29 protein-coding genes are annotated in these 21,261 nt (G+C 37.7%); 21 read left to right on the forward strand and 8 right to left on the reverse strand.

Going from position 1 to position 21,261, the window contains the following annotated elements:
* Positions 1 to 76: 76 nt before the first annotated feature.
* Positions 77 to 295: a hypothetical protein gene (locus tag ACSV4D_RS09395; RefSeq protein ID WP_439228074.1), complete on the forward strand. Its 219-nt coding sequence runs from the start codon at positions 77 to 79 to the stop codon at positions 293 to 295.
* 55 nt (positions 296 to 350) lie between these two features.
* The gene (locus ACSV4D_RS09400) at positions 351 to 524 is read left to right on the forward strand and encodes a hypothetical protein (RefSeq protein ID WP_439228075.1); all 174 of its coding nucleotides are present in this window, start codon (positions 351 to 353) and stop codon (positions 522 to 524) included.
* On the opposite strand, the gene ACSV4D_RS09405 is transcribed toward ACSV4D_RS09400, so the two are convergent.
* The 8 genes from ACSV4D_RS09405 to ACSV4D_RS09440 form a co-directional block, all read right to left on the reverse strand.
* Positions 503 to 1,651: a phage minor head protein gene (locus ACSV4D_RS09405; RefSeq protein WP_439228076.1), complete on the reverse strand. Its 1,149-nt coding sequence runs from the start codon at positions 1,649 to 1,651 to the stop codon at positions 503 to 505. The genes ACSV4D_RS09400 and ACSV4D_RS09405 overlap by 22 nt on opposite strands.
* A 239-nt stretch (positions 1,652 to 1,890) precedes the next feature.
* A complete protein-coding gene (locus ACSV4D_RS09410) occupies positions 1,891 to 3,153 on the reverse strand; it encodes a phage portal protein family protein (protein WP_439228077.1) in 1,263 nt (420 codons plus the stop codon).
* Positions 3,154 to 3,155: 2 nt separating this feature from the next.
* On the reverse strand, positions 3,156 to 3,653 hold the full coding sequence (locus tag ACSV4D_RS09415; RefSeq protein WP_439228078.1) for a phage morphogenesis protein: 498 nt from the start codon (positions 3,651 to 3,653) through the stop codon (positions 3,156 to 3,158).
* Positions 3,643 to 4,074: a phage protein Gp36 family protein gene (locus ACSV4D_RS09420; RefSeq protein WP_439228079.1), complete on the reverse strand. Its 432-nt coding sequence runs from the start codon at positions 4,072 to 4,074 to the stop codon at positions 3,643 to 3,645. The genes ACSV4D_RS09415 and ACSV4D_RS09420 overlap by 11 nt, the downstream gene beginning before the upstream one ends.
* Positions 4,075 to 4,076: 2 nt before the next feature.
* On the reverse strand, positions 4,077 to 4,562 hold the full coding sequence (locus tag ACSV4D_RS09425; RefSeq protein ID WP_439228080.1) for a hypothetical protein: 486 nt from the start codon (positions 4,560 to 4,562) through the stop codon (positions 4,077 to 4,079).
* Complete coding sequence (locus ACSV4D_RS09430; RefSeq protein WP_439228081.1) at positions 4,559 to 6,148, reverse strand: hypothetical protein; 1,590 nt, start codon at positions 6,146 to 6,148, stop codon at positions 4,559 to 4,561. The genes ACSV4D_RS09425 and ACSV4D_RS09430 overlap by 4 nt, the downstream gene beginning before the upstream one ends.
* Complete coding sequence (locus ACSV4D_RS09435; protein WP_439228082.1) at positions 6,141 to 6,629, reverse strand: hypothetical protein; 489 nt, start codon at positions 6,627 to 6,629, stop codon at positions 6,141 to 6,143. The genes ACSV4D_RS09430 and ACSV4D_RS09435 overlap by 8 nt, the downstream gene beginning before the upstream one ends.
* Positions 6,613 to 6,900, reverse strand: a complete 288-nt coding sequence (locus tag ACSV4D_RS09440) for an oxidase (RefSeq protein WP_439228083.1) — start codon at positions 6,898 to 6,900, stop codon at positions 6,613 to 6,615. Before ACSV4D_RS09440 ends, ACSV4D_RS09435 begins: the two co-directional genes overlap by 17 nt.
* Before the next feature lie 168 nt (positions 6,901 to 7,068).
* Between ACSV4D_RS09440 and ACSV4D_RS09445 the strand changes: the two genes are divergently transcribed.
* The 19 genes from ACSV4D_RS09445 to ACSV4D_RS09535 all read left to right on the forward strand — a co-directional run bounded on the left by ACSV4D_RS09445 (position 7,069) and on the right by ACSV4D_RS09535 (position 21,168).
* Positions 7,069 to 8,067, forward strand: a complete 999-nt coding sequence (locus ACSV4D_RS09445; RefSeq protein WP_439228084.1) for an HK97 family phage prohead protease — start codon at positions 7,069 to 7,071, stop codon at positions 8,065 to 8,067.
* A gap of 19 nt (positions 8,068 to 8,086) precedes the next feature.
* Entirely contained in the window at positions 8,087 to 8,929 is an 843-nt protein-coding gene (locus ACSV4D_RS09450) for a hypothetical protein (protein WP_439228085.1), read from the forward strand.
* Between the two features lies 1 nt (position 8,930).
* Complete coding sequence (locus ACSV4D_RS09455; protein WP_439228086.1) at positions 8,931 to 9,338, forward strand: hypothetical protein; 408 nt, start codon at positions 8,931 to 8,933, stop codon at positions 9,336 to 9,338.
* A gap of 1 nt (position 9,339) precedes the next feature.
* Positions 9,340 to 9,750 carry an N-acetylmuramoyl-L-alanine amidase gene (locus ACSV4D_RS09460; protein ID WP_439228087.1) on the forward strand — a complete coding sequence of 137 codons (411 nt, stop codon included), beginning with the start codon at positions 9,340 to 9,342 and terminating at the stop codon, positions 9,748 to 9,750.
* Positions 9,751 to 9,753: 3 nt separating this feature from the next.
* Complete coding sequence (locus tag ACSV4D_RS09465) at positions 9,754 to 10,281, forward strand: hypothetical protein (RefSeq protein WP_439228088.1); 528 nt, start codon at positions 9,754 to 9,756, stop codon at positions 10,279 to 10,281.
* The gene (locus tag ACSV4D_RS09470) at positions 10,281 to 11,459 is read left to right on the forward strand and encodes a DUF2586 family protein (RefSeq protein WP_439228089.1); all 1,179 of its coding nucleotides are present in this window, start codon (positions 10,281 to 10,283) and stop codon (positions 11,457 to 11,459) included. The genes ACSV4D_RS09465 and ACSV4D_RS09470 overlap by 1 nt, the downstream gene beginning before the upstream one ends.
* Complete coding sequence (locus ACSV4D_RS09475) at positions 11,459 to 11,872, forward strand: hypothetical protein (protein WP_439228090.1); 414 nt, start codon at positions 11,459 to 11,461, stop codon at positions 11,870 to 11,872. Before ACSV4D_RS09470 ends, ACSV4D_RS09475 begins: the two co-directional genes overlap by 1 nt.
* A 67-nt stretch (positions 11,873 to 11,939) precedes the next feature.
* Positions 11,940 to 12,488: a hypothetical protein gene (locus tag ACSV4D_RS09480; RefSeq protein WP_439228091.1), complete on the forward strand. Its 549-nt coding sequence runs from the start codon at positions 11,940 to 11,942 to the stop codon at positions 12,486 to 12,488.
* 217 nt (positions 12,489 to 12,705) lie between these two features.
* The gene (locus tag ACSV4D_RS09485; protein WP_439228092.1) at positions 12,706 to 14,454 is read left to right on the forward strand and encodes a tape measure protein; all 1,749 of its coding nucleotides are present in this window, start codon (positions 12,706 to 12,708) and stop codon (positions 14,452 to 14,454) included.
* Positions 14,454 to 15,053, forward strand: a complete 600-nt coding sequence (locus tag ACSV4D_RS09490; protein ID WP_439228093.1) for a DUF6046 domain-containing protein — start codon at positions 14,454 to 14,456, stop codon at positions 15,051 to 15,053. Before ACSV4D_RS09485 ends, ACSV4D_RS09490 begins: the two co-directional genes overlap by 1 nt.
* Positions 15,053 to 16,027: a late control protein gene (locus ACSV4D_RS09495; protein ID WP_439228094.1), complete on the forward strand. Its 975-nt coding sequence runs from the start codon at positions 15,053 to 15,055 to the stop codon at positions 16,025 to 16,027. The genes ACSV4D_RS09490 and ACSV4D_RS09495 overlap by 1 nt, the downstream gene beginning before the upstream one ends.
* Positions 16,027 to 16,527 carry a hypothetical protein gene (locus ACSV4D_RS09500; protein ID WP_439228095.1) on the forward strand — a complete coding sequence of 167 codons (501 nt, stop codon included), beginning with the start codon at positions 16,027 to 16,029 and terminating at the stop codon, positions 16,525 to 16,527. The genes ACSV4D_RS09495 and ACSV4D_RS09500 overlap by 1 nt, the downstream gene beginning before the upstream one ends.
* Entirely contained in the window at positions 16,528 to 16,896 is a 369-nt protein-coding gene (locus ACSV4D_RS09505) for a hypothetical protein (protein WP_439228096.1), read from the forward strand. It abuts the gene before it with no gap.
* On the forward strand, positions 16,874 to 17,173 hold the full coding sequence (locus ACSV4D_RS09510) for a hypothetical protein (protein ID WP_439228097.1): 300 nt from the start codon (positions 16,874 to 16,876) through the stop codon (positions 17,171 to 17,173). The genes ACSV4D_RS09505 and ACSV4D_RS09510 overlap by 23 nt, the downstream gene beginning before the upstream one ends.
* Before the next feature lies 1 nt (position 17,174).
* Positions 17,175 to 18,008 carry a nucleotidyltransferase gene (locus ACSV4D_RS09515; RefSeq protein ID WP_439228098.1) on the forward strand — a complete coding sequence of 278 codons (834 nt, stop codon included), beginning with the start codon at positions 17,175 to 17,177 and terminating at the stop codon, positions 18,006 to 18,008.
* Positions 17,998 to 18,459: a hypothetical protein gene (locus ACSV4D_RS09520; RefSeq protein WP_439228099.1), complete on the forward strand. Its 462-nt coding sequence runs from the start codon at positions 17,998 to 18,000 to the stop codon at positions 18,457 to 18,459. Before ACSV4D_RS09515 ends, ACSV4D_RS09520 begins: the two co-directional genes overlap by 11 nt.
* Positions 18,456 to 19,232 carry a hypothetical protein gene (locus ACSV4D_RS09525; RefSeq protein WP_439228100.1) on the forward strand — a complete coding sequence of 259 codons (777 nt, stop codon included), beginning with the start codon at positions 18,456 to 18,458 and terminating at the stop codon, positions 19,230 to 19,232. The genes ACSV4D_RS09520 and ACSV4D_RS09525 overlap by 4 nt, the downstream gene beginning before the upstream one ends.
* Before the next feature lie 6 nt (positions 19,233 to 19,238).
* Positions 19,239 to 20,621, forward strand: coding sequence for a hypothetical protein (locus tag ACSV4D_RS09530; RefSeq protein WP_439228101.1), 1,383 nt, complete (start codon positions 19,239 to 19,241; stop codon positions 20,619 to 20,621).
* Positions 20,622 to 20,634: 13 nt separating this feature from the next.
* Positions 20,635 to 21,168: a phage tail protein gene (locus ACSV4D_RS09535; RefSeq protein WP_439228102.1), complete on the forward strand. Its 534-nt coding sequence runs from the start codon at positions 20,635 to 20,637 to the stop codon at positions 21,166 to 21,168.
* Positions 21,169 to 21,261: the final 93 nt, after the last annotated feature.

The following is a 21,261-nucleotide window of genomic DNA, read 5'->3' on the forward strand; positions in this document are numbered from 1 at the left end:
AATCCTAATACCACGTGAAAAAGCCCAGCTAAAAACTGGGCTTTTTTTATGTTGAAAAGTTTTATATTTTTGTTTTATGACACGTAAGGAACGATTTGACCAAAGAAATAAGCAGGTACGCAAACTGTTCTATGAACTTCAGGAAAAGAACAAGAAGTGGCGTATTGATGCGGTTATTGACGAAGTGGCCGGAAAAATGTTTCTGGCTAGTCGCACTGTTGAAGCAATCATAAAATATGAGGGCATCTATGGCGAAACTCCATCAACCCCAAACTCCCAAATTTCATTATTTTAAACACTTTTTAAATTCTATTTAAAATAGTTGTATCTTTGTTAAAACTCTTAATATCATGTCTAAAAGTGAATTTGTAAAACAATTCGATAAATTAAGAGAAGAAGCGCAGGAACGCTGGGACAAAATGACCGATGAGGAAAAAGCAAAAATGAAAGAAAGAAGTCGTCGTTTTGCTCAAAAATCAAGATCGGTCGTACCAACAGTTCCTCAATCCACTTCTTCTAAGTAAATTTCAAAGGTATCTCCTTTTGAAACGATTTCTTTTACCTTAAATTTTGTTTTAGACTGAAATAAAACCTCAAACTCTTCATCGTTTTCAAACGTTTCGGAAAAGAAAGAAATGTCTTTTAATTCTTTACCGTTTTTATGATCAATCAAAAATAGCATTGTCGGTTCATCTTGCCCAAAAGCCTTAGCAATTTCTTCATTTAGAGTTGTACTAGTAAAACCTTCATTAATTATTGTTTTTCCAACATTATCAGCATATTTTTTATAAATTTCTTCGTTGAACGGCATGCCTCTAAAAACTTTAGTTTTATCAGTTTTAGGAAGTTTAGATAACGCTCGGTTTAACATTCGTTCGTTTGCCTCTTCTAAAGGAAACACTCGTTTTGTGTACAATGCCTCGTTTAAGTCCCAATACCCCATATTGGTATAATGTTGTATGGTTGTTAATTCCTCCAAACTCATGTTTGGATGTTTTGAAACTAAATTAGTTGCTTTTACATCTTCATAAGCTTTTCTCCAACGATCATCTTGTTGTAATAATTCAACGTCTTTTTTGTACCTGTCATCAGCAATAAATTGTTCGGATAGTTTTTTAGCATTCTTCTTTTCCGTTTTAGACAATCCATTTTCATAAGGCATTTCGCCAAACACTTTTCCGCTCAAAGCTGCATTGTTTTGGAATGCTCCTTTAATGTCCAGTTTAGGGATTACCGTGCTTGGCTCTTCGTCTGTTTGCTCCAAACTACAACGACAACCCCAGTCTAGCGGTACATTATGGGTTTTCCAAAACGGGTGATTGATAGGCAAAATCAAACCGTCCAATGCCCGGTGTTTTTCTCGGGTTCTGGCATCGTTAACCGCATTGTATTTCAGGTTCGGGTATAGATCGGCATCGGCTTCAAAACCTTTCCATTTTTCTACACTGTTGGCTGTAGCCACCGTATGATGGTATTCCGTTTTTAACCAGCGTTGGTTATAATCAACATTTAAAGCAGCTGCTTTGTTTTTGAACTCTGACCACGGTACTACTTTGTCATCTTCAGTTAGAGCAGCTTCTAATTGTGATCTGAAACTCGTTTCTTTGAATGCCGAAAATTGCGCAATATCATTTTTTAATGAGGCGGCCAAATCAGCATCATAAAACTCGGATTGCTCATTATATCCTAAATCAAGAGCTTTGCCTAACTCTGTATTGTAGTAGTCCCAAAGTGCCTGTTTGTTTTCTTCAGAAACATTCCTGTCGTCAAATAGCTGCCTAATATAGTTTTCAATAAGCCCGCTTAAAGTATCGTCTTCCTGCTTGTTTAATTGGATGTGCGAATGATCGTCATCACAACAATTGGAACGATAGTACAGTTTAAGCAGGCTTAAGGCTTTTTTGCATTTGTAGGCTTTTCAGGTGACGTTTGTTCTGATGGCATACGCTCAATTTCCACCCCATAAACTTCCTCAACATATTGTTGCTTCAAAATATAACCGTTACTCATTAACTGGCTGTCAATTTTGATTTGTTTCCCAGGGTCTTTGGTTTTTTCAATGGTTATTTTGGCATTTTCCGGAATAGCGTAACCTAGTTTACGCATAGCCGGAACCAATCGTTTATTAAGGAAAGAAAGCATTTTCTTTTTATCCGATTTAATAACCTCTTCTAAGGTATTTTCGTGTACTGTTCCTTGCGCTTTACTTGCCCCGTTTTCGGTGGTCATGGTTTGATGTAAAATCAATTTAGAAAGCTCTTTGTCCAGGGCTTGGATTTTCATGTAGAAAACTTGGAAAGCATCGGCTTTGCTATTTTCCTTAATGTCAATTTCCGTACCTATTGGGAAAACTCCATAAGGTGCGCTTCCCATTTCTTCCAACCATCCGGCAACTTCATTTTTTACGGTTTCGCTTTGACTGGCTACTTTAGCAATACGGATAGGCACGCCAAACAATTCTTCAAACTCGTCCCATGAACCCCACGAATGGCGTTTTAAAATAGTATAAACGGCGGCTTTTTCTAATATGCCTATGTTGCTGTAAAATTTGGCATACAACAAAATATCATTTACCTCAGACACGTCAAGCCCCTTATTACCGTTAATGTCATACAGCAATATCTTTTGTCCTGGTACTAATAAGCCACGGTCAATTACCTCGACTTCTTTGATTTGTCCTTTTTCGAATTCTTTTACCCAAAGTAAAGCTTCGCCTTTATAAGTCGTTTTATGAGCTTCTTCTAAGGTATAGTCAAACCATTCCTGGTCTTCGATAAAAGCGGTTAATTTATCGTCCTTTATTCCATCTATCGAAAAAATGTAATCTTCGTTAATGGTTCTTAGGGTTCTGTCTTCAGTTACCGCCGTTAAATGTCCGTCAAGCATAATGTCGTCATAGACTTCTTGCATCGGAAAAAAACGGGGAATGTCCGATTGATAATAGGCATAACGCGCCGCTTGCCAGTCGTTAATTTCCTTGCGCCATAACCTGCGTTGACGGCGAATAACATCGACCATCAAATTAGTTATTTTGGTAATGTCGTTAGCATCCACTTTAGACATATCAATCTTTTTGCCAATGGCATTGCCGGAAAGACTTACTTTATTCACGCGCTTTTGAGCGTAGGCGATATTTTTATTTTTTGAACTCATCTTTACTTTAAAGTTTGGTCTAATACTCTTTTTAGTTTGTCAAATATTTGACGATTTAAATAAGCCGATTTCCCTATAAATTGGCGTTTTGGCATTCCGTCCAGTCCTTCGTTGTGGCGTGCTGCATACCCTTTGTAAGTTCTAAATACAACTCGTTGGCTGCCTTGGCTCACGCTGTACTTAAAAGAGTTTTTTAGTTTGTCACCTCCTGTGTTAAAACCTACTAATATGGCACGGTCGGCGTTTCGGCTTCCATAACGGTTAAGGCTTCCTGAACGTCCTACCCGGTTGGTTCTGTAGCGGGTTATGTCTTTTCCGCTGTTGTCTTGGGTTCTTCTGGATTCCCATTTTTTAGTGGTGGTGTCGGTAAAGCCCTGGTCTCTAAAATTCTTTTCAATAAACTTTTTTCCCTCAACACCTATAATCCGCAAAGCCTTGTCCGGTATTTCGTTGGATGCTTTCCAGAGAAGCTTTTGCAAATCTTTTAGATTACCAGCCATTTTGGTAATTTTTGCGACTACCGAGCTTCATAAACGGCACTTCACTGTCTGGCGTTCCATCACCATCGCTGTCAACCAATTTTGGTGGTAAATTGGGTTTTATTTTTCCGGTAGAAACTTTTTCAAGCCACAACATAGCTTCGTCATATCGAAGTTTCGCCACCTCGTTAATTTGCTTAGTTCTACGGTTGTAAATCTCAAATAAAACCAGTCCTTTAAGATGTTTGACTATGGTAAGATTACGGTCTCCTTCAGTAGCGTTAAAAATGGCTTCCGTATCATAATACTGGAATAGATAACCGCTCATTACGTCTATACTTTCTTTAATTATTTCGGTTACAATAGAATCATCACTATTAATGATTCTATTGATAATTTCGTCCAGTCCTACGGTTTTTAATTCGACTTTTTCTAAAAACATATTTATAGAGTTGTTTCGGTAATACTTAGTTTTTTAGGGCTATATTTCGGGTTGACTTTTCGGTAAATCACGGTCGAAAACGAAAGTCTGTAACTCATCATTTCGCTGGTTTCGTCGATGCTTTCCTCATCCGTTAAATCCAAGGCTTTGAAATAATCTCCTTTTAGTCCCTGAAGCTGTTCGGTAATGTTATCAATAATGTCAATTTCAATTAAACCGCTTTCCGGGTCACTGGTTCCGTTAAACTGATCCATCCAACCATCTTTGGTATATAAAGTCACATCAACGGTTGCTTTTCCTTCCTGTTTTTGCTCTACCATCGTTTCCCATTTAATGGCTTTGATTTCGATTAAAGCAGCGGTAAAATAGCTTGGACAATTTTCTTTAGGATTGCTAAACTGTTTGCGCTGTAAGTCCACCAGTTCCAGTTCCGGCAATTGTGCCAGGGCTTCTTTTACTTTTATAAATAGTTCTTTTCGTGGTGTCATACTCTGCGATTTTTTTTGCGTTTACCAATTGTTGGCTTATGGCTTCCCTCATTTTTACTATAACCAAAATAAATTTGAGACAATGCACAGCCTCTGTCTAAAGTGTCCGGGAAGTCATCGGTAATTACCCCTTTTTCAAAAGACTTTAATTGATTCATAGCGGCATCATAATCCTTTTTTGAACGTGTTTTCAGGCTTTCGTCCCACGTTAATATTTTTCTATGAAAGATGTTTGTTAGTCCCGCAGCAATTCGGTTGTGTTTATCTCCTTGCTGGTGCGTGGCTATAGGGATATAAGCACAATTATTGTCTTCGGCAGCCTGAAGTATAATTGGAGAGTAAACCGATTCTTGTGAAATAGACGCGTCATAAAATGATATTGGAGCGATACCATATTTAAAAAGGTATTTTTCAATCCATTGAAAATGCACTTCCATAGCACTCGGAATCTCACAACGTTGACAAAATACCTCAAGTACGGTTAATGAAATTCCTTTAATTCCTAACAAAATTCCTGCTTTGTAGTCACCTGTAGCGGTATAACTTAAATCCCAATGCACTACAAAACCGTCAAAAACTTCCAAATGATGTACAAGCCTGTGAATGATTACATCAGCTTTAAACAGTTTACCTTCCTCAATTGGGTTATTGTAATCTTCTCTTTGACTCGTGTAATAATCATCGGATAAGATGATGTTTATAATTTCTTCTTTAGTATCACGTTCCGGCCAGCTTGGTTCCCACTTAAGGGTATTGTAATTGTTCTTGTCAATATTTACGGTGGTAAGATTGGTAACACTATCGTGAAAATTAGGGTTGTCTTTCCATTGATTTGACAAAAAGTCAAGTATTCCATCCTGAACGATATAGTTATTATTTACTATCAATCTACCTCGTTTACGATGGAATGCCTTTGCTAAATCTCCGGTTAGCTTTTCACCATACTTTCTAATCATATCAGGGTTTTTGGCTCTGTCACGGTCTTCACAGTCATCCACGGATGCAAAATCAATACGATTAGAACCAAAACGCAATCCCCTAAAAGGCTGATTTAAACCTAATGCTTTAAAGTTTTTCCCATCTGTTGTCTGAAAATCTCCATCTGTCCAGTCGCCGTAACTAAATTGGGTACCAAAATCTTTGATAAATCGCTCATTGTGTTTTAAATGCGCCTGAAGGTCACTAAGCAAAATTTTTGCAAGTCCCTCATTCATTCCAATTAGTACCGCAAAAAACAGTTTGTCATTTTGCTTAAGATGCGTGATATTTCCAACATTACATTGAATCGATTTACCCGCACCTCGAAACTTTTTTCTTAATTGTCTTATGAATGGATTGTTGTAAACTTTTACGTAATCATTGATATGAAATTGAGGTGTAGGCGCATCTCCAAGAGGTAAACCGCTGTGTATTCCAAAATAGAAGTCAAAATACTCCCCGTAGTTTTCCGGCTTTAAAAGGTGTTTAATACGTGCTTCCTGTTCACTTGACGATTCTTTTACTAAACTGGCATAAGTAAGCTCCTTAATCATTTTACTGTTAAGGTTGTATTGCTCAATTGCTGCTTTTAATTCCGTTTTAGTCATTTTGTAAAAGTTCGGAGATGTATTTGTCAAAAAAAGGTCTGATTGTTTTAAGCTGTTCCAAAAGCTCTTCCCGCTTCTTACCAATGGCGTTGCCGGCTTGAACAATCATAAACTGACTAAAGCCGTCAATACTTTCCATTGTGTACACTACTTTTTTCTTCGAGTCAGAAATACGGTCAAAGGCTGCTACCGTTTTTGAAACGTCATCGGCTTTGTATGGTAACGGTTCCCCTCTTTCCATAGCCAGTGCCATTTTGAGTGTCAGGTTTCTAATGGTTGAAGGCTTTAAACTATTCAGGTCTTTTTCGTCCTGCCATTTGTCTTCATCTCGCCATTTTGATAGTGTTTTGATACCTACACCAATGATTTCGGAAATGTTGGTCATAGAAAAGCCTTTGATAAACAAATCTTTCCCAAGGCTTTTTTTATAGTCGCTTTCTACGGCAGTCATTCTGCCTTTGGTTTTATTTGTAATAGCCATCGATATTCAGGTTTCCGTTTTCCTCAAACTTTACATTGTTAATCTTCATTCCGTCGTACTCTAGGTTTTTCTTAGCGTCAATCAAAAACGGCATGTAATCGTCATCGCTTAACATCCTGTTAAGTCCTACGCCTAGCTCGGGAAATTCTTTGAATTCGCCCTTATTGGCCAGCAGGATATGTTCCTGGTGCTGATTGTCGGAATACCCTATTTCAAAGTCTCCATTTGTGATTTTTAAATCACCTGTTTGGTCTAATAATAAGTCAGTCATAGAGCAAATTTCTACATATAAAGTGGCTGTAAAAAAAAGTGTTTCAAGGCTTGTGAAAAATTAGCACAAGCCTTGTATTTATTGAGTACAAGCCTTGGAGAAGTATTTTTTTTTGCTTTGAAAACACTACAATTTTGTCCTCACGAATCAAACGAACCCCATTGTAAAATGACTTACGATTTTATAATCAATACTGAAAATGTAAACGAATTCTACTACCGTGTTTTAACCGATGGAATCGATTATACACAATACATGCGTAACCCAGTTGTGCTGTTTATGCACGAAAGAGAGTTTCAAAAAAATGCCGATAAAAAAGGTACTGCTGTAATTGGGCGTTGTCTCAAACTTTGGAAAAAGGGAACTGATTTAGTTGCGACCATAGAATTTGATATGGACGACGAATTTGCCGCAGCTATAGCTGGTAAAGTGGATCGAGGCTATATCCGTATGGCTTCCATGTTTGCTGATGTAAAAGCAACCACCACCGATCCTGATTTAGTATTACCAGGACAACTATATGAAACCGTGACTAAATGTAAACTGGTTGAAATATCAATTGTGGATATAGGCGGAAATGATGGTGCAATCAGGCTTTCAAGAAACGGCGGTGAATTAAAACTTCAAAAAATTAATCAAGAAAATCAAAACGATATGTCACAATTAAAAACTATTGCCCTTGCATTGGGTAAGGAGGCTGACACCTCAGAAAGCGTGTTACTGGATACGATTTCAAAAATAAAATTGGCTAAAGAAACTGCTGAAACTAAGGTTACAGCTTTGGAAGCGGAAATCAAAGAAATTCGTTTGGCAGCGGCTAGCAAATTAGTAGATCAGGCAGTACAGTTAGGATTAATTCCTGAGGCTTTAAAAGCTTCTCAATTGGCGGCTTTTGAAAATGATCATGATGGGCAAACGGTCATTTTATCCAAGTTAATTGGAGACAAAGAAGCTACTGCAACGCAAAACACAAATCAGGCTGCTGTTAAAGAAGTGATTTTGGCCGGTGGAAAAACAGGTGCTGCGGCTACTACTGAGGAAACATTTGACTATTTGCAAAAATACGATGTATTGAAATTGGCAAAAATCAGAGACGAACAGCCGGAACAATACGCCAAACTGGCTAAAGATTACGCCAATGGTTTAAGACACAAAGAAAGTAAATAATTAATCCCAAAAAATAGATATGGCAGGTTTACAAAAAGAAGTATGGATTGCAGGTATTCAAGAAAACCCAATCCCGGACAATAGTTTTGTTTTTGCATCTACGGATAAATCCGAGTATGTAGAAAACAACAAATTACACCTTGCGGAAGCGGGTATTGAGCCAGATGTTCACGAAGATTATTTTGCGGGCTCTGAAACGGATTTACCGTTAGCAACAATTAATGATATTCCTAACGAGGTAGTTTTAAAAACATACTCTACTGACCGTACGAGGCATAGAGACCTTCAGGAAGTTGAGTTATCTTATAACAAACGTGCTTCAGTTACTAATCGTCATAAAGTGGCATTAGCTAAAAACATTGGTGTAAGAGCAGCTTTTGCCTGGGCACCGGCGGCAGACAATACCAACAATAAAATCATTGTTATTGGCGAAGGAAGTATCATTGATGCAGTGATTGATTTACAGGCCTTTTATAACGGTTTAGATATGTACGACAACTTACACATCTGTTTTACGGCTGCTCACATGGCCAAGCTTAAAAAAGAGGATGTAAAATTGTACAAAGAAGTGTTGAATTCTAAAGAACTGTATGGTTTCAAAGTGCACCGCAATAACAAAAATGCTTTGTACACTTCAGCCAATGCTAAAAAGCCTTTCGGTACCACTAAAGATGCGGGCGACAAAGTGTGTTCTTTCTCTTGGTGTTCAGACGAAACCTTCAGATGTTTTGGTGATACAGAAATGTATGAAACTTTACGCTCAGCGGCTTCACAAGCTGACGAAATCTCTTTTGCTCAAAGAGCTCTTGTTGGAAACATTCGTGCAACTAACCCTAAATACTTAGGGGCAATTTTGGACTAATATGAGTGAAGTAAAAAAAAACGTAGTTGCGGCGTCTATTGCAGACGTCGTAGCTAAAAAAGTCACTGAATATTTTGAGAAAAAAGATTCTAAAGACGAAGTGTACTCCACTGCTGACGGTTTTGTTTTTGAAAACCTTGTTTTTGCCAAAAATTATGCCGAAACCTTAGACGATAAAACCGTAACGCCGCACAGCAAAGGTAAAAATATTAAGGTAGTTGATGCAGAAGAGTTGACTGTTGAAAGCTATCAATTAACCGATGCCGATAAAGAGTTGTTACAATCTGGCTTGGAAAGCAAGAATTACAACGCCATGAAGGCACTAGCCAAAAACTTAAAGCTTGCTTCCGCTGATCTAAAAGCGGAAACATTAATTGCAGTTTTAACTGGATATAAAGAGTTGTTGTAAGATGAGACCAATAAAGTATCTAGCCGTGCATTGTACCGCAACTTCTCAAACAGCGAGCATTAGCGCAATTCAAAGCTATTGGAAAAATCAGTTAGGATGGAAAATGCCCGGCTACCACTTTATTATCAAAGCTGATGGCGAAGTAGTGAATTTGTTGCCTATTGAACAGGTGTCTAACGGTGTTAAAGGTTTCAACAGTCAGATCATTAATATCTCCTACATAGGCGGTGTTGATGCTCAGAATGTTCCAAAAGATACCAGAACACCACAGCAAAAGGCAGCCATTTTAAAGTTGCTTAAAGAGTTAAAACAAAAATTTCCAACAGCAATCATTCAAGGACACAGGGATTTCCCTAACGTGCATAAAGCCTGTCCGAGTTTTGACGCTAAAAAAGAATATAAAGACTTGTAAAAAATGAAAAGAATAAATATAAGACTTAAGTTTTTGCTGATTTGTGTTTTAGTATTTGTGTGTTGTTTTTTGACTTCCTGCCGTTCAGTTCGGCAGGAAACTCAAAAAAGCACATCGACGACCGAAACAATTATTCAGCAAAAAGAGAGCTACCGGGATACGGTTCTCTTTACACCAAAGGCTGAAACAAGCCTGAAAATTCCCGTCAATGAATTGGCATTTAAAGAGGGTTTAAACAGTATTTCAAGACCTAAAGTCTTTACCCAAAAAAACGGCAACGCCACGGCTAAAGTTGAAATTACGCCAACGGATTTAACCGTCACGGCGATCTGCGACAGTCTGGCGATAGCAGCCAAAATAAAGCAGGAATTACGGTCACAAATTAGTGCCACCGCCCGGAGCGATGTAGGTAATCAAACCACAAAGAGCGGCTACAACTTATTAGACATTATAGTCGCTTTTCTAACAGGATTGTCCATTGGGTTATCCCTTATGTATATAATAACATTTATCCGTAAAATATTTAGCTAATGAGTTTACCAAATATAATTTTTAACATCTCCAGCAATGGTTTGGGGTTGCCACAGGCAGAAATTCAGAAGATACCGGGTTTTGTTTTGACAGGTGTAACCGTTGCGGGAGCTAATAAAGTAACCGTAGGAACTTCGTATCAAATCTTCTCTTTGGAAGAGGCGGTAAATTTGGGTATTACTGAAGGCGGAACGAATGACTTTGCTTATAAGCAGATTGCAGCGTTTTATACCGAAGCTAAAAAAGGAGCTGAATTGTGGTTTATGCTAGTGGCTTCGACTGTAACAATGGAAGATCAAGCCGATATTGCTAACGCTTATGCCGCAAAACTATTGAGTGATGCCAAAGGTAAAATTAGAGTTTTAGGACTTTTGAAAAAGTCCGGTACTACCGAAACCATTACCGACGGATTGGATGCTGATGTGCATTTAGCAGTAGTAAAGGCTCAAGCTTTAGCGCAACAATATGCAGATAGTTATTATCCGGTACGCGTGTTGATTTCGGGTAATAAATTTAGCGGTGTAGTTGCCGACTTGAAGGATTATGCTACAACCAACTTTAATAAAGTGGCTATTCTTCTTGCAAATACTGACGGTTCTAAAGAAGCTTCTATTGGATTGGCTTTAGGTCGATTGGCAAATACACCAACGCAAAGAAAATTGAGCCGTGTAAAAGATGGTGCAATTGAACCTTTTGCGGCATATTTTACTAATGGTGAAGCCGTTTCTACTCTGGACACTGCATGGGATGCTATCGATAACAAGAATTACAACTTTATGCGAAGCTTCGCTAATTTGTCGGGTTTCTATTTTACAGGAGATAAAACCTTAACAGCAGCTACAGACGACTTTAATAGTTTAGCCAGAGGTTTAGTAATGGATGAAGCAGTTTTGATAGCTTATACCACATTGGTACAAGAGTTATCCGATGAAATTCCAATCACTGAAGCGGGAACTATCCACCCGGCTATTATTAAAAGCTGGCAAAGTAGTATTGAAAATCAAATTAAATCTAATATGGTCGATGCGGGAAAACTTTCAGGCGTTAAGGCATTCATTGATGAAAATCAAAATGTATTGCAAAGTAACAATATCAATGTAGCACTGCAATTGCTTCCTGTGGGTTATTCTGATTTCATAACGGTAAACATTGGATTTACCACAACACTTGATCAATAATGATATATAGCAGTAAAAATTATTCCTGGAATGATATTTCCATAGCTATTGGCGGTCGAATAATCGAAGGCATTGAAGATGTTGAATACACAGCTAAACAAGATAAAGCAGTCTTGAGAGGTCGAGGTGGAAAAGGTCATGGAATCACTAGAGGAAATAAAGATTTTGAAGGCAAAATTACCCTTTGGCAGTCGGAAGTTGAATCTATGATTAAAGATGCTCCAAATAAAGATATTTTGTCATTGAGCTTTGATGTTATTTGGTCATTCGTTCCTGAAGATGGTGGCGCAACGGTTACCGATGTTCTTACAACCTGTGAGATTACTGAATATAAAAAAGGAATGAAGCAAGGCGATAAAAACATGCTTATTGAATTGCCATTTATCTTCCTTGATGTAAAACCACAACAATAATCTAAAATTTTAAATGTAAAAAACCATCCAACTATTGAGGTGGATGGTTTTTTTAACTACAAACAGCATGAAAAACATAGACGAAAAACAAATCCAGGAATGGAAAGAAAAATACGGTGGAGTTTATGCCTTACCGGTAGAAGACAAAACGGCTTATTTACGTGAGCCGGATATGAAAGACTTTAAGAGAGCTTTCACCGCTATGCAAACGAACGGTGATTTAGCCTTTGGTGAAGCAATGCTTACTTCTTTATTTATTGGTGGTGATGAAGAAATTAAATCCAATGATACCTACTTCTTACCAGCTCGTAAAGAGATGGCATCCTTTTTCAATTTTGATGATGCTGAAATTACTAAAGACGGTAATAAGTCTATTATCACTATTGGTGAAGCAGTATGCAAAGTGAGAATCATTACTCGTGATGACTTGAAACTTGCCGAAAAGAAAAACCCGGGTAACAAACCGTTTGTAACACAAGAAAAATTATTCGAGGCGGTTTGTATCGAAAAAGACGAAGCTTACAACGACAGGAATAACGCAGCCATTCGTTTTCCGTTGTACCAAGCCATTGAGAAGTTGCAAAACCAAAAAATTGCTTTCATAAAAAAGCTTTAGACGGGGCTGTCATTGACACCAATGACGCCTCTTCTTTTGATTATGTACAGCAATCAGGAGAAAAATTACACATTAATTTCAGGTTGTTAGATGCCTATTTAAGATACTTTATGCACATCAATCATCCTCATAAACTGAGTGATGTCGATTGGGCTGAGCAGGTGCAAAACCTTCATTATATCAGAACGAAAGAAAAAGAATCCTCACAAAACCAGTTATGAACGCCTACGAATTTATCATAAGAATGAAAAACTATGCCAGCTCATCGCTAAATCAGATAGCTGCTAGTGTAGGTATGACTAATAACAAGGTGGATGGATTGAATAATACATTTAAAACTACCGAAAAGAATTCTAGTGCCTGGAGTGCTACTATGGGAGCAGGTTTTAGAAGTTTAATTGGACTGGTTGGAGCTTTAGGAATTTCACTCGGTGTTGTTGCCGGAACAAAGGCGCTCTTTAACATGGGTGTCGAAATGGAGCAAACCAATATCAAGTTTGAAGTCTTGCTTGGTTCCGTCGATAAGGCGAAGGTGTTACTCGGTCAATTGAACGCTTATGCCAATGCCACACCTTACAGTAATGAAGGAATTATAAAAGGTTCTGAAACGATGCTTGGTTTTGGTATTGTTCAGGAAAAGATCATGGGCAATATGAAAATGCTGGGTGATGTGGCGATGGGTAACGAACAAAAGCTTTCCGGGCTTTCCCTTGTGTATTCTCAGATCATGGCAACCGGTCGATTAATGGGGCAGGATTTGTTGCAGTTAATTAACCAGGGCTTTAATCCACTTCAGGTAATATCTGAAAACACAGGTATTTCAATGGGTGATTTGAAAAAGAAAATGGAAGACGGTGCCATTAGTGCTAATATGATTGAAGAGGCTTTCAGGCTTGCCACTTCTGAAGGCGGCCGCTATTACAATATGTCTAACAAAATGGCAGAAACAGCGGGAGGTAAATGGAGTACTATGATGGGAACTTTACAAAATGTAATTTCCCGAACAGGTATGGCATTTGCAAACTGGATTTCTCCATTAATTGATATTGGAATTACAGTAACAAATAGTATTATTCCTTTTGGTCAGGCTATTGCAGATATAGTCCATTGGATTATTGAGGCTAAACCGCTACTGTTTTTCTTTGGGGCTTTAATAGCCGGGTTAGGAATTAATTTTTTAATAGCTAATGCGGGATTTTGGATATTTTCGGCTCAATTTGCCTTATTTGAAGCTCGCTTATGGCTGGCTACTGCTGCTCAAACTGCTTTCAACTATGTAATGAACATGAATCCAATCGGACTGGTTGTAATTGCTATTGCTGCTTTAATTGCTATTGTCTGGACGTGTTGGAATCGCTTTGATGGATTCCGTGGTGCAATCATGGGAGTCTGGGAAGTTATAAAAGGCTTTGGAACTGCTATAAAGGATTATGTCATTAATAGAATTCAAGAACTTTTATCGGGTATTACTGGAATGGGTAGCGCATTGCTGGCATTTTTTAAAGGCGATTTTAGAAACGCTTTTGACATTGGTAAAAAAGCCGTTGGCGATTTGATGGGGGTGGATTCTACAAAGAAACTCTTTGATGACGGAAGGAAAGCAGCCAAAACATTTTCTAAAGGTTATAATGACGGTGTGAATATGAAAGCCCAGGAGGCAGGAGTAAAAACTGTTGCAAAAGTCCCTACACCTGATTATTTAAAACAAGATAAATCCAAAGCTTTTGCCGATTTGATGAATGATACCGGAAAAGGTAAAAAAGGCAAAGAAAAAGGCTCAAAAGCAGACGGTATCGTTTCGGGAGGTTCCAGAATGACACACATTAATGTGACTATTCAAAAGCTTCAGGACGACACTAAAATATACGTTGAAAGTACTGAAAAAGGAGTTGAAAAACTAGGCGAAAAAGTACAGGAAATATTATTACGTGCCGTGAATAGTGTAAACCAAATGCAAACGAACTAATGGCTGAATTTAATATAAAAGAATTGCTCGTTCGGGCATCATTGGATTATATAGGTCCTGCTTTCCCAATGTGGTGGAAAAAAAATCAGTCTCGCTACAAGTTACCTGATTTATTAGGTATCAATGCTAAGCAGTTATTAGGCTATAAATATTTTATGACATTAAAAGTGTCGTACAAAGGCGAAGAATTTTTATTTCCAAACGAGCCTATTATTTCTATTGGTATGTCAAAAACCATTGTTAAAACAGCAACGGTAGGAAAGAAGAAAAAACGATCAGTAAAAGAATACATCACCACAGACGATGAAGTGATAACCATTAAAGGAGTTTGCATTGACTTAAATGACCCCGAAAGATATCCCGCTGATCAGGTAAAGTTAATTAATGATCTATTTGAAATTAATGATGCTGTTGACATTGAAGACAATGCCTTTTTTGAGCTTTTCGGAATTCGAAAAATAGTATTGGAAAGTTTAGACTGGGACGAAATGATAGGCGAAAGCGGGATGCAAAAATATACTATTAGAGCCTTAGGCGACGATGATTTTTTTGCTGATTTGAACGAAAAAGATAAAAACAAAACCAATCTATTGAGCTAATGTACATACTGGACGGTAAAGTAGAAATAGGCGATTATGTTTTTAATGCTGTTCATGGTGTTGAAATAACCAAGTCGGTTGAGGAATTGAGCGATACGGCAGTTATAAAATTACCCAGCCGTTTTAAAATCCGTCAGAATGGTGAGCGAAAATATACTGAAGAGGCTATAAAAGTAGGTGACAAAGTAACGATAACCCTTGCCTATGAAGGTAAATATTCAGGGGTGGAATTTAAAGGGTATGTTAAAAAGATTAGCCCAAAAATACCGATTGAAATTCATTGCGAAGATGCTATTTGGTTATTGAGACGTAAAAACATCAATAAGGTTTGGGGTAAAACGAGTATTAAAGAAATTGTTCAGGAAATTATAAAAGGGACATCGATTTTGATTTCCCGATACATGGAAAAACAAAACGTTCTCCTGGATAAATGGATTGTTAGAAATGCCAACGGCGCACAAGTTCTGGAAAGTTTCAGAAAAGATTTAGCCCAAACGGTCTTTATTGATGATGAAGAAAAATTGTATGTAGGATTGCAGCAATTTACCAATATTGGCGAAACGGTGGTTTATGATCTAAACTATAATCTGGTTGAGAATAACCTTGAATTCAGGAGTGCAGCCGAACGCAGGATTAAGATAAAATACAATTATATGAATCCTGCTACCAATCAAAAAGAAAGTATTGAGGTGGGCGATGCGGATGGGGAACAAAGGGAATTTACCACCTCGGTAGTGTCGGACAAAAAGCAGTTAGAAGCAATGGCCAACGCTGAATTAGAAAAATTGAAATACGATGGTTTTGACGGTGACGTAGTAAGTTTTTTAATTCCATACGCTACCAGAGGAATGAAAGCTAAATTGATTGACGATGAGCATCCCAACCGTGAAGGAAACTATTTTATAAAAAAGGTAGTAACCACATTTGACACCGGAGGCGCAAGACGAAAAGTAACATTAGGTAACAGACTGTAATGGATGAATTAACCGAAGCATTTAGACGATTAAAAAAAAGAGATGTTGACACCTTTCCGGCTGTGGTTCTTTCGGTGGATAAAGAACAGGGAACCTGCACAGTTAAAGCGGATGAATTAGAGTTTACTAAAGTGCAACTATCGGCAATAATTGACGGCAATAACCAAAAGTATTATTTGTTTCCGGCTATTGAAAGTTCGGTACTGGTTAGCCCGATTAATGAAGATTTACACAGGCTTTACGTTGAGGCTTATTCGGAAATTGAAAGTCTGGAATTGAATATTAAAACGGTTCAGTTTAAAGTAGATCAAAGTGGATTTCTTTTGAAAAAAGAAAACGAAACGCTTAAAGAGTTAATGAGTGATTTAATTACAGCAATTAAAGCTATGAGTTTTGTTGTATCAACACCATCGGGTCCAGGAGCAACAACAACATTAAATAATACAGCTCAATTTCAGGCTGTTCAAGATAGGTTTAATCAGTTTTTAAAAGGGAATTAAATGGATTTGATTTTTAACAATATAGGGCTTTTGTTAAGTGCCATTGGCGGTACAGGATTGTTTACTTTTTTGTTTACTAAAAGTAAGTATAAAGTAGATGTTTTACAGGCTAAAGAAAATGCCGAAACAACTGCCATTGATAATGATATTAAACTGTCCGGGCATTATAAAGAACTCTTAGACGACCTTAAAAGTCGTTATGAAACTAAGTTTAAGGAGTATGACGAAATGATGCAACGAAAGATTTCATTATTGGAGGAGGAAAACAAGTTAAAAGACCGAAAAATTAAACTCCAACAACAGGAGATTAACGAATTGAAACGAGAGAACCGAACATTAAAAGCCAATGCAAAAGCAAGTATTACATAATCAATCGCTTTTAGATGTTGCTATTCAATACAATGGTTTTGTTACTAATGTTTTTGAATTAGCACTTAAAAACGGGCTTTCCGTTACTGAAACATTAATACCAGGACAAAGTATTGAATTTCCTTTAAGTGACTTAATCGATACGGAGCTTGTGGATTATTTTAAGGGTAAAAATCAAATGATTGCGACGGGCTTCAATGGCTCAGATAATGAAGATATAATACCACAATTAGGCATTGGATCAATGCAAATAGGCTCAACATTTATAGTAGGATAAAATGGCAAGAACAATACAGGCGATACAACAGGAAATATTTACCCGCATTGGAGCGGATGAAAATTTAGTTGAGTTGAATTCTACGAGTAAAACAGCTCTTTACCGACTGTTTGTATTTGTGGTTTCTTTTTCAATATGGGTTCTTGAAATGCTTTTCGACACCCACAAAAAAGAAGTTGAGGATATAATTGAGCAAAAAATGCCACACCGTCCGAGTTGGTATCGTACTAAAGCTAAAGCATTTCAGTACGGTTTTGATTTGATAGAAGACAGTGATAAATACGACAATACTGGGTTTACTGATGAAGAAATCCAAGCTTCAAAGATTATTACCTACAGCGCGGTAACTCCAAACGCTGGTCAACTGCTTATTAAAATTGCTTCAGAAAATGGCGGAGTTTTAGCTCCGATCACTGATTCCCAAAAAGCGGCATTTGACACTTACATTAAAGAAATAGCCGATTGTGGCGTGAAGTATCTGGTGATTAACACGCAACCGGATATATTGATTTTAACGCTTCAAATATTTTATGATGCTTTGGTACTGGACGAAAATGGCATGAGCAGGCTTAACGGAAATTACCCTGTTCAGGAGGCTATTTTACAATATATGAAGGAACTGCCATTTAACGGGGAGTTGGTTCTTGCTCATTTAGTAGATAAGTTACAGCTGGTCGAAGGTGTGAAAATTCCAAATATTATTAATGCCGAAACGCAAATTTATGATAAAGGTTCTGAGTCTTATTTACCGGCTCAGCCAATAACGGTTAAAACTGTTCCAGAGAGCGGCTATTTTACCGTTCCTAACTTTGATAATGTGACTTATGTGGTATAAAGTAGATTGGGACAGATTGATTTTGTTATTGCTGCCTACGTTTTTGCGAAAGCCTGTTTTGTTTGGTTATCTCAGGGCGTTGATATCACCAATCGCTAGTTTGCATTACATCTGGTTGCGGATGCGGGATGACAACTTAAATAAACTGAGCTACAACTCACAAAGGTGTTATTTGCGAAAAGCTTTGAATGACAAATGTGACCCGGAACTCAGGCGTATTTATATAGATGAAGTGCCAGAAGTAAATGAAAACTACATTTATCAGTCCGAAGAAAACTTAGATTATTACCTGGACACTATGTGGCTGGATTTAGACTACAGCGAAGGAGGTGAAACAGTGGATTTTATTGTTTTTGTGCCTAATGATGTAACGAATAAAATTATTGAAATAACAGCAATTCTGGAGTTCTACAAACTGCCGGGAAAGCTTTATAAAATTATAGCAATATGAATAAACAGGACTTTACGCTGAATAATGGCTTTCCTATGAACCAAGACGCATTAGACAGAATGCAAATGGCTTATACAATATTCAACGCGCTTGGAAATATTGTAGGTGACAAAACTATTATTTCAGGATGCACCGGAACGGGTACCGTGAGTAATGGTGTCGTGTATGTTAACGGTGAAATCTTTGAATTTCGTGGCGGTGTGCAGCAAACTACAGTTATTATCAAAGAGGATGTAACGAATTTGGTTTACAAAAATGCTAACACTTATCCCGCTGTAAAAATCCGTTATGTGACTTTTGGAACTGGTGTAGGGCAAATGAACTGGGCAGATTTCAAACAAGGATTTCCCACGAAGGATATTGCAGCCGGTTTACTGGGTAAAGCAGATCAAACTTCTTTTGATGCACTGGCGGATGCCTTTGCATTGGTTTACACGAAAATGCTGACTGTTGAGGAGGGCGCTCAAAAAAATAAAGATGAATATTACCAGTACGGACAGTTGCTCACTCAAAACAGAACTTTGGGCAACGGTATTCATGGCGATTTTTCGAAAAACAATGTCGATGTTTTCCCGCCGGAAGGATACACAATGAGTCATTTAAAGGCGTTCATTCCTTCGATTAATAAGATTTATTTTTCTGGGGACGTAAACGGAGACGATGCTTTGTTTTGTGATTATGAACTAAAAATTGACCGCATAACGGTGATTTGTAACAACACAGAGTCACGTGCAAATGCGGAAGTGAGCTATTTAGCAATTTGGAAAAAGTAAAGAATTATGGCATTTAAAGACACAGTTAAAAATTGGTTTAAAACCGATTTAAAACCTACGGAAGCTCAATTTTACCAATTCTTCAATTGGATTTGGTTTAAGGACGAAAAAATACCAATTACGGCAATTGACCAAATTGAGAGTCTATTGAACTCAAAAGCTGAAGGAGCAGTTTTGACTGATCATTTAACCAATCCTAATGCGCACGAAGATTTGTTTTCCGGAAAAGAAGACAAAGCCAATAAAGGAGAAGTCAACGGCTACGTACCATTGGACGCGCTTGCACGTATTGCAAGTCAATACTTGAATATCGTTGACGATTTATTAACTGGCGGTTCTGATGCTTTGTTGAGTGCGGAACAGGGAAAGGTTCTGAAAGGTCAAATTGACGCCATTAACTTAATCTTAAACTCTGACGATATTAATTATGATACAGTTCAGGAAATTGTTGACGCCATCAAAGAGGTTGAAACTTGGCTTGAAACTATTTTGGTTAATGACCTTACCACGGGCGGAACTACGAAAGCTTTAACCGCTGAAATGGGGAAAACCTTGAAAGGTTTAGTTGATACACTTGCATCATTGTATAGTAGAAATGGCGTTGGGGATTTAGTCGCTGGTGTAAATGATCAACCTTATGAGCAACGTGTTTTGGTTGGTTTTCAGAATTCAATTGGTGCCAATTATAAACACCAGGTAAAGGGGAATACTTATGTCTCGGGCTATGGTTATGCCGCTTTGGGATTTTTAGCTCCTTTATTTGGCGATTTTTCAGCTGGAGTAACTTTAGTACCAGGATCAGGTAAATGGACTTCCAATTCTAAAATAGTTGCACCAAGGTTTCAATTGAGTTTTGGATATACTGTTGCCACTTTGCCTGCCGGAGTAGCCGGAGATATTGCCAATGTAAATGATGCTTTGTCACCCCTAGCTTTGTCACCAGTTGTTGGCGGTGGTACTGTTAATTGCCTTGTTATGTACAATGGCGCAATTAATCAGTGGGTGGCTTTGTCCGGTAGTGGAACTATTCAAACACAAATCAATACTATTAATACACTGTTAGCGTCTGATGATATTGATTTTGATACACTACAGGAGTTGGCAAACGCAATTAAATCGATGCAAACTTCATTAGCCTCGATGCTTGTAAATGACTTAACAACTGGCGGAACAACTAAAGCTCTTACCGCTGAGATGGGGAAACAATTAGAGCTAAATAAATTAGATGTTAACGGGAGTTATGTCTATAACACTTATTTCGTTGACAGCATTGTAGGAGTTAATGCAACCGGGCAATTTCAGAACCCAACGAAACCTTACTTAGACTCAGCTTATATCATGGCATTGCCTGAATATAACATTAATAGAAAAATTATAATACTTAACTAAATAAATTAATTATATGGAATTTTTTGTATCTCAAATTATTTGTCTAGCGACAAATGTATCTCCTAAAGGCTTCATGAAATGTGAAGGACAAACTTTGGAAACGGCTGATTATCCTGCATTATTTTCAGTTATCGGAATCAATTACGGTGGTAATGGAACTACTAATTTTAAGTTGCCCGATCTTCGAGATAGATCGATTGTGCATCAATCTGCTACTAAACTATTAGGTGCTGTTGGAGGTAGTTCTTCTGTACAATTATCACAAGAGAATTTACCATCTCACCAGCACGATTCAGGAACTTTAAAAACAGAGCTAAGAGTTTCTGATGAATCAGCTGATGAATCTGTACCAGGTGGTATGTATATAGGATTAGCTTCTGCAAGTTTATACACAGAAACGTTAACAGGAACTTCTAAGTTAAATGGATTTGAAACATCTGGGAATACAGGTAGTGTTGGTGCCAGTGAATCTGTTGATATTCAAAACCCTTACTTAGCAATGAACTATTTTATTTCATTGTATGGGGTGTTACCGGTACAAGAATAGTATTTCCCAGGAGGCGGGAATAAAAAATAGTCCTCCAACAAATTAAAAACTTCTCACGGTAATTTAATTAAGCATAAAGCCACAGCGTTGGAG

This window comes from Flavobacterium sp. ARAG 55.4 (assembly GCF_051846875.1).
In the GTDB taxonomy this organism is placed as follows: domain Bacteria; phylum Bacteroidota; class Bacteroidia; order Flavobacteriales; family Flavobacteriaceae; genus Flavobacterium; species Flavobacterium plantiphilum.

Bases quoted from the DNA above. Each gene is read 5' to 3' on its own strand.
- ACSV4D_RS09395 (WP_439228074.1), top strand. From the start codon at position 77: ATGACACGTAAGGAACGATTTGACCAAAGAAATAAGCAGGTACGCAAA.
- ACSV4D_RS09400 (WP_439228075.1), top strand. From the start codon at position 351: ATGTCTAAAAGTGAATTTGTAAAACAATTCGATAAATTAAGAGAAGAA.
- ACSV4D_RS09410 (WP_439228077.1), bottom strand. From the start codon at position 3,153: ATGAGTTCAAAAAATAAAAATATCGCCTACGCTCAAAAGCGCGTGAAT.
- ACSV4D_RS09415 (WP_439228078.1), bottom strand. From the start codon at position 3,653: ATGGCTGGTAATCTAAAAGATTTGCAAAAGCTTCTCTGGAAAGCATCC.
- ACSV4D_RS09420 (WP_439228079.1), bottom strand. From the start codon at position 4,074: ATGTTTTTAGAAAAAGTCGAATTAAAAACCGTAGGACTGGACGAAATT.
- ACSV4D_RS09425 (WP_439228080.1), bottom strand. From the start codon at position 4,562: ATGACACCACGAAAAGAACTATTTATAAAAGTAAAAGAAGCCCTGGCA.
- ACSV4D_RS09430 (WP_439228081.1), bottom strand. From the start codon at position 6,148: ATGACTAAAACGGAATTAAAAGCAGCAATTGAGCAATACAACCTTAAC.
- ACSV4D_RS09435 (WP_439228082.1), bottom strand. From the start codon at position 6,629: ATGGCTATTACAAATAAAACCAAAGGCAGAATGACTGCCGTAGAAAGC.
- ACSV4D_RS09440 (WP_439228083.1), bottom strand. From the start codon at position 6,900: ATGACTGACTTATTATTAGACCAAACAGGTGATTTAAAAATCACAAAT.
- ACSV4D_RS09445 (WP_439228084.1), top strand. From the start codon at position 7,069: ATGACTTACGATTTTATAATCAATACTGAAAATGTAAACGAATTCTAC.
- ACSV4D_RS09450 (WP_439228085.1), top strand. From the start codon at position 8,087: ATGGCAGGTTTACAAAAAGAAGTATGGATTGCAGGTATTCAAGAAAAC.
- ACSV4D_RS09455 (WP_439228086.1), top strand. From the start codon at position 8,931: ATGAGTGAAGTAAAAAAAAACGTAGTTGCGGCGTCTATTGCAGACGTC.
- ACSV4D_RS09460 (WP_439228087.1), top strand. From the start codon at position 9,340: ATGAGACCAATAAAGTATCTAGCCGTGCATTGTACCGCAACTTCTCAA.
- ACSV4D_RS09465 (WP_439228088.1), top strand. From the start codon at position 9,754: ATGAAAAGAATAAATATAAGACTTAAGTTTTTGCTGATTTGTGTTTTA.
- ACSV4D_RS09470 (WP_439228089.1), top strand. From the start codon at position 10,281: ATGAGTTTACCAAATATAATTTTTAACATCTCCAGCAATGGTTTGGGG.
- ACSV4D_RS09475 (WP_439228090.1), top strand. From the start codon at position 11,459: ATGATATATAGCAGTAAAAATTATTCCTGGAATGATATTTCCATAGCT.
- ACSV4D_RS09480 (WP_439228091.1), top strand. From the start codon at position 11,940: ATGAAAAACATAGACGAAAAACAAATCCAGGAATGGAAAGAAAAATAC.
- ACSV4D_RS09485 (WP_439228092.1), top strand. From the start codon at position 12,706: ATGAACGCCTACGAATTTATCATAAGAATGAAAAACTATGCCAGCTCA.
- ACSV4D_RS09490 (WP_439228093.1), top strand. From the start codon at position 14,454: ATGGCTGAATTTAATATAAAAGAATTGCTCGTTCGGGCATCATTGGAT.
- ACSV4D_RS09495 (WP_439228094.1), top strand. From the start codon at position 15,053: ATGTACATACTGGACGGTAAAGTAGAAATAGGCGATTATGTTTTTAAT.
- ACSV4D_RS09500 (WP_439228095.1), top strand. From the start codon at position 16,027: ATGGATGAATTAACCGAAGCATTTAGACGATTAAAAAAAAGAGATGTT.
- ACSV4D_RS09505 (WP_439228096.1), top strand. From the start codon at position 16,528: ATGGATTTGATTTTTAACAATATAGGGCTTTTGTTAAGTGCCATTGGC.
- ACSV4D_RS09510 (WP_439228097.1), top strand. From the start codon at position 16,874: ATGCAAAAGCAAGTATTACATAATCAATCGCTTTTAGATGTTGCTATT.
- ACSV4D_RS09515 (WP_439228098.1), top strand. From the start codon at position 17,175: ATGGCAAGAACAATACAGGCGATACAACAGGAAATATTTACCCGCATT.
- ACSV4D_RS09520 (WP_439228099.1), top strand. From the start codon at position 17,998: ATGTGGTATAAAGTAGATTGGGACAGATTGATTTTGTTATTGCTGCCT.
- ACSV4D_RS09525 (WP_439228100.1), top strand. From the start codon at position 18,456: ATGAATAAACAGGACTTTACGCTGAATAATGGCTTTCCTATGAACCAA.
- ACSV4D_RS09530 (WP_439228101.1), top strand. From the start codon at position 19,239: ATGGCATTTAAAGACACAGTTAAAAATTGGTTTAAAACCGATTTAAAA.
- ACSV4D_RS09535 (WP_439228102.1), top strand. From the start codon at position 20,635: ATGGAATTTTTTGTATCTCAAATTATTTGTCTAGCGACAAATGTATCT.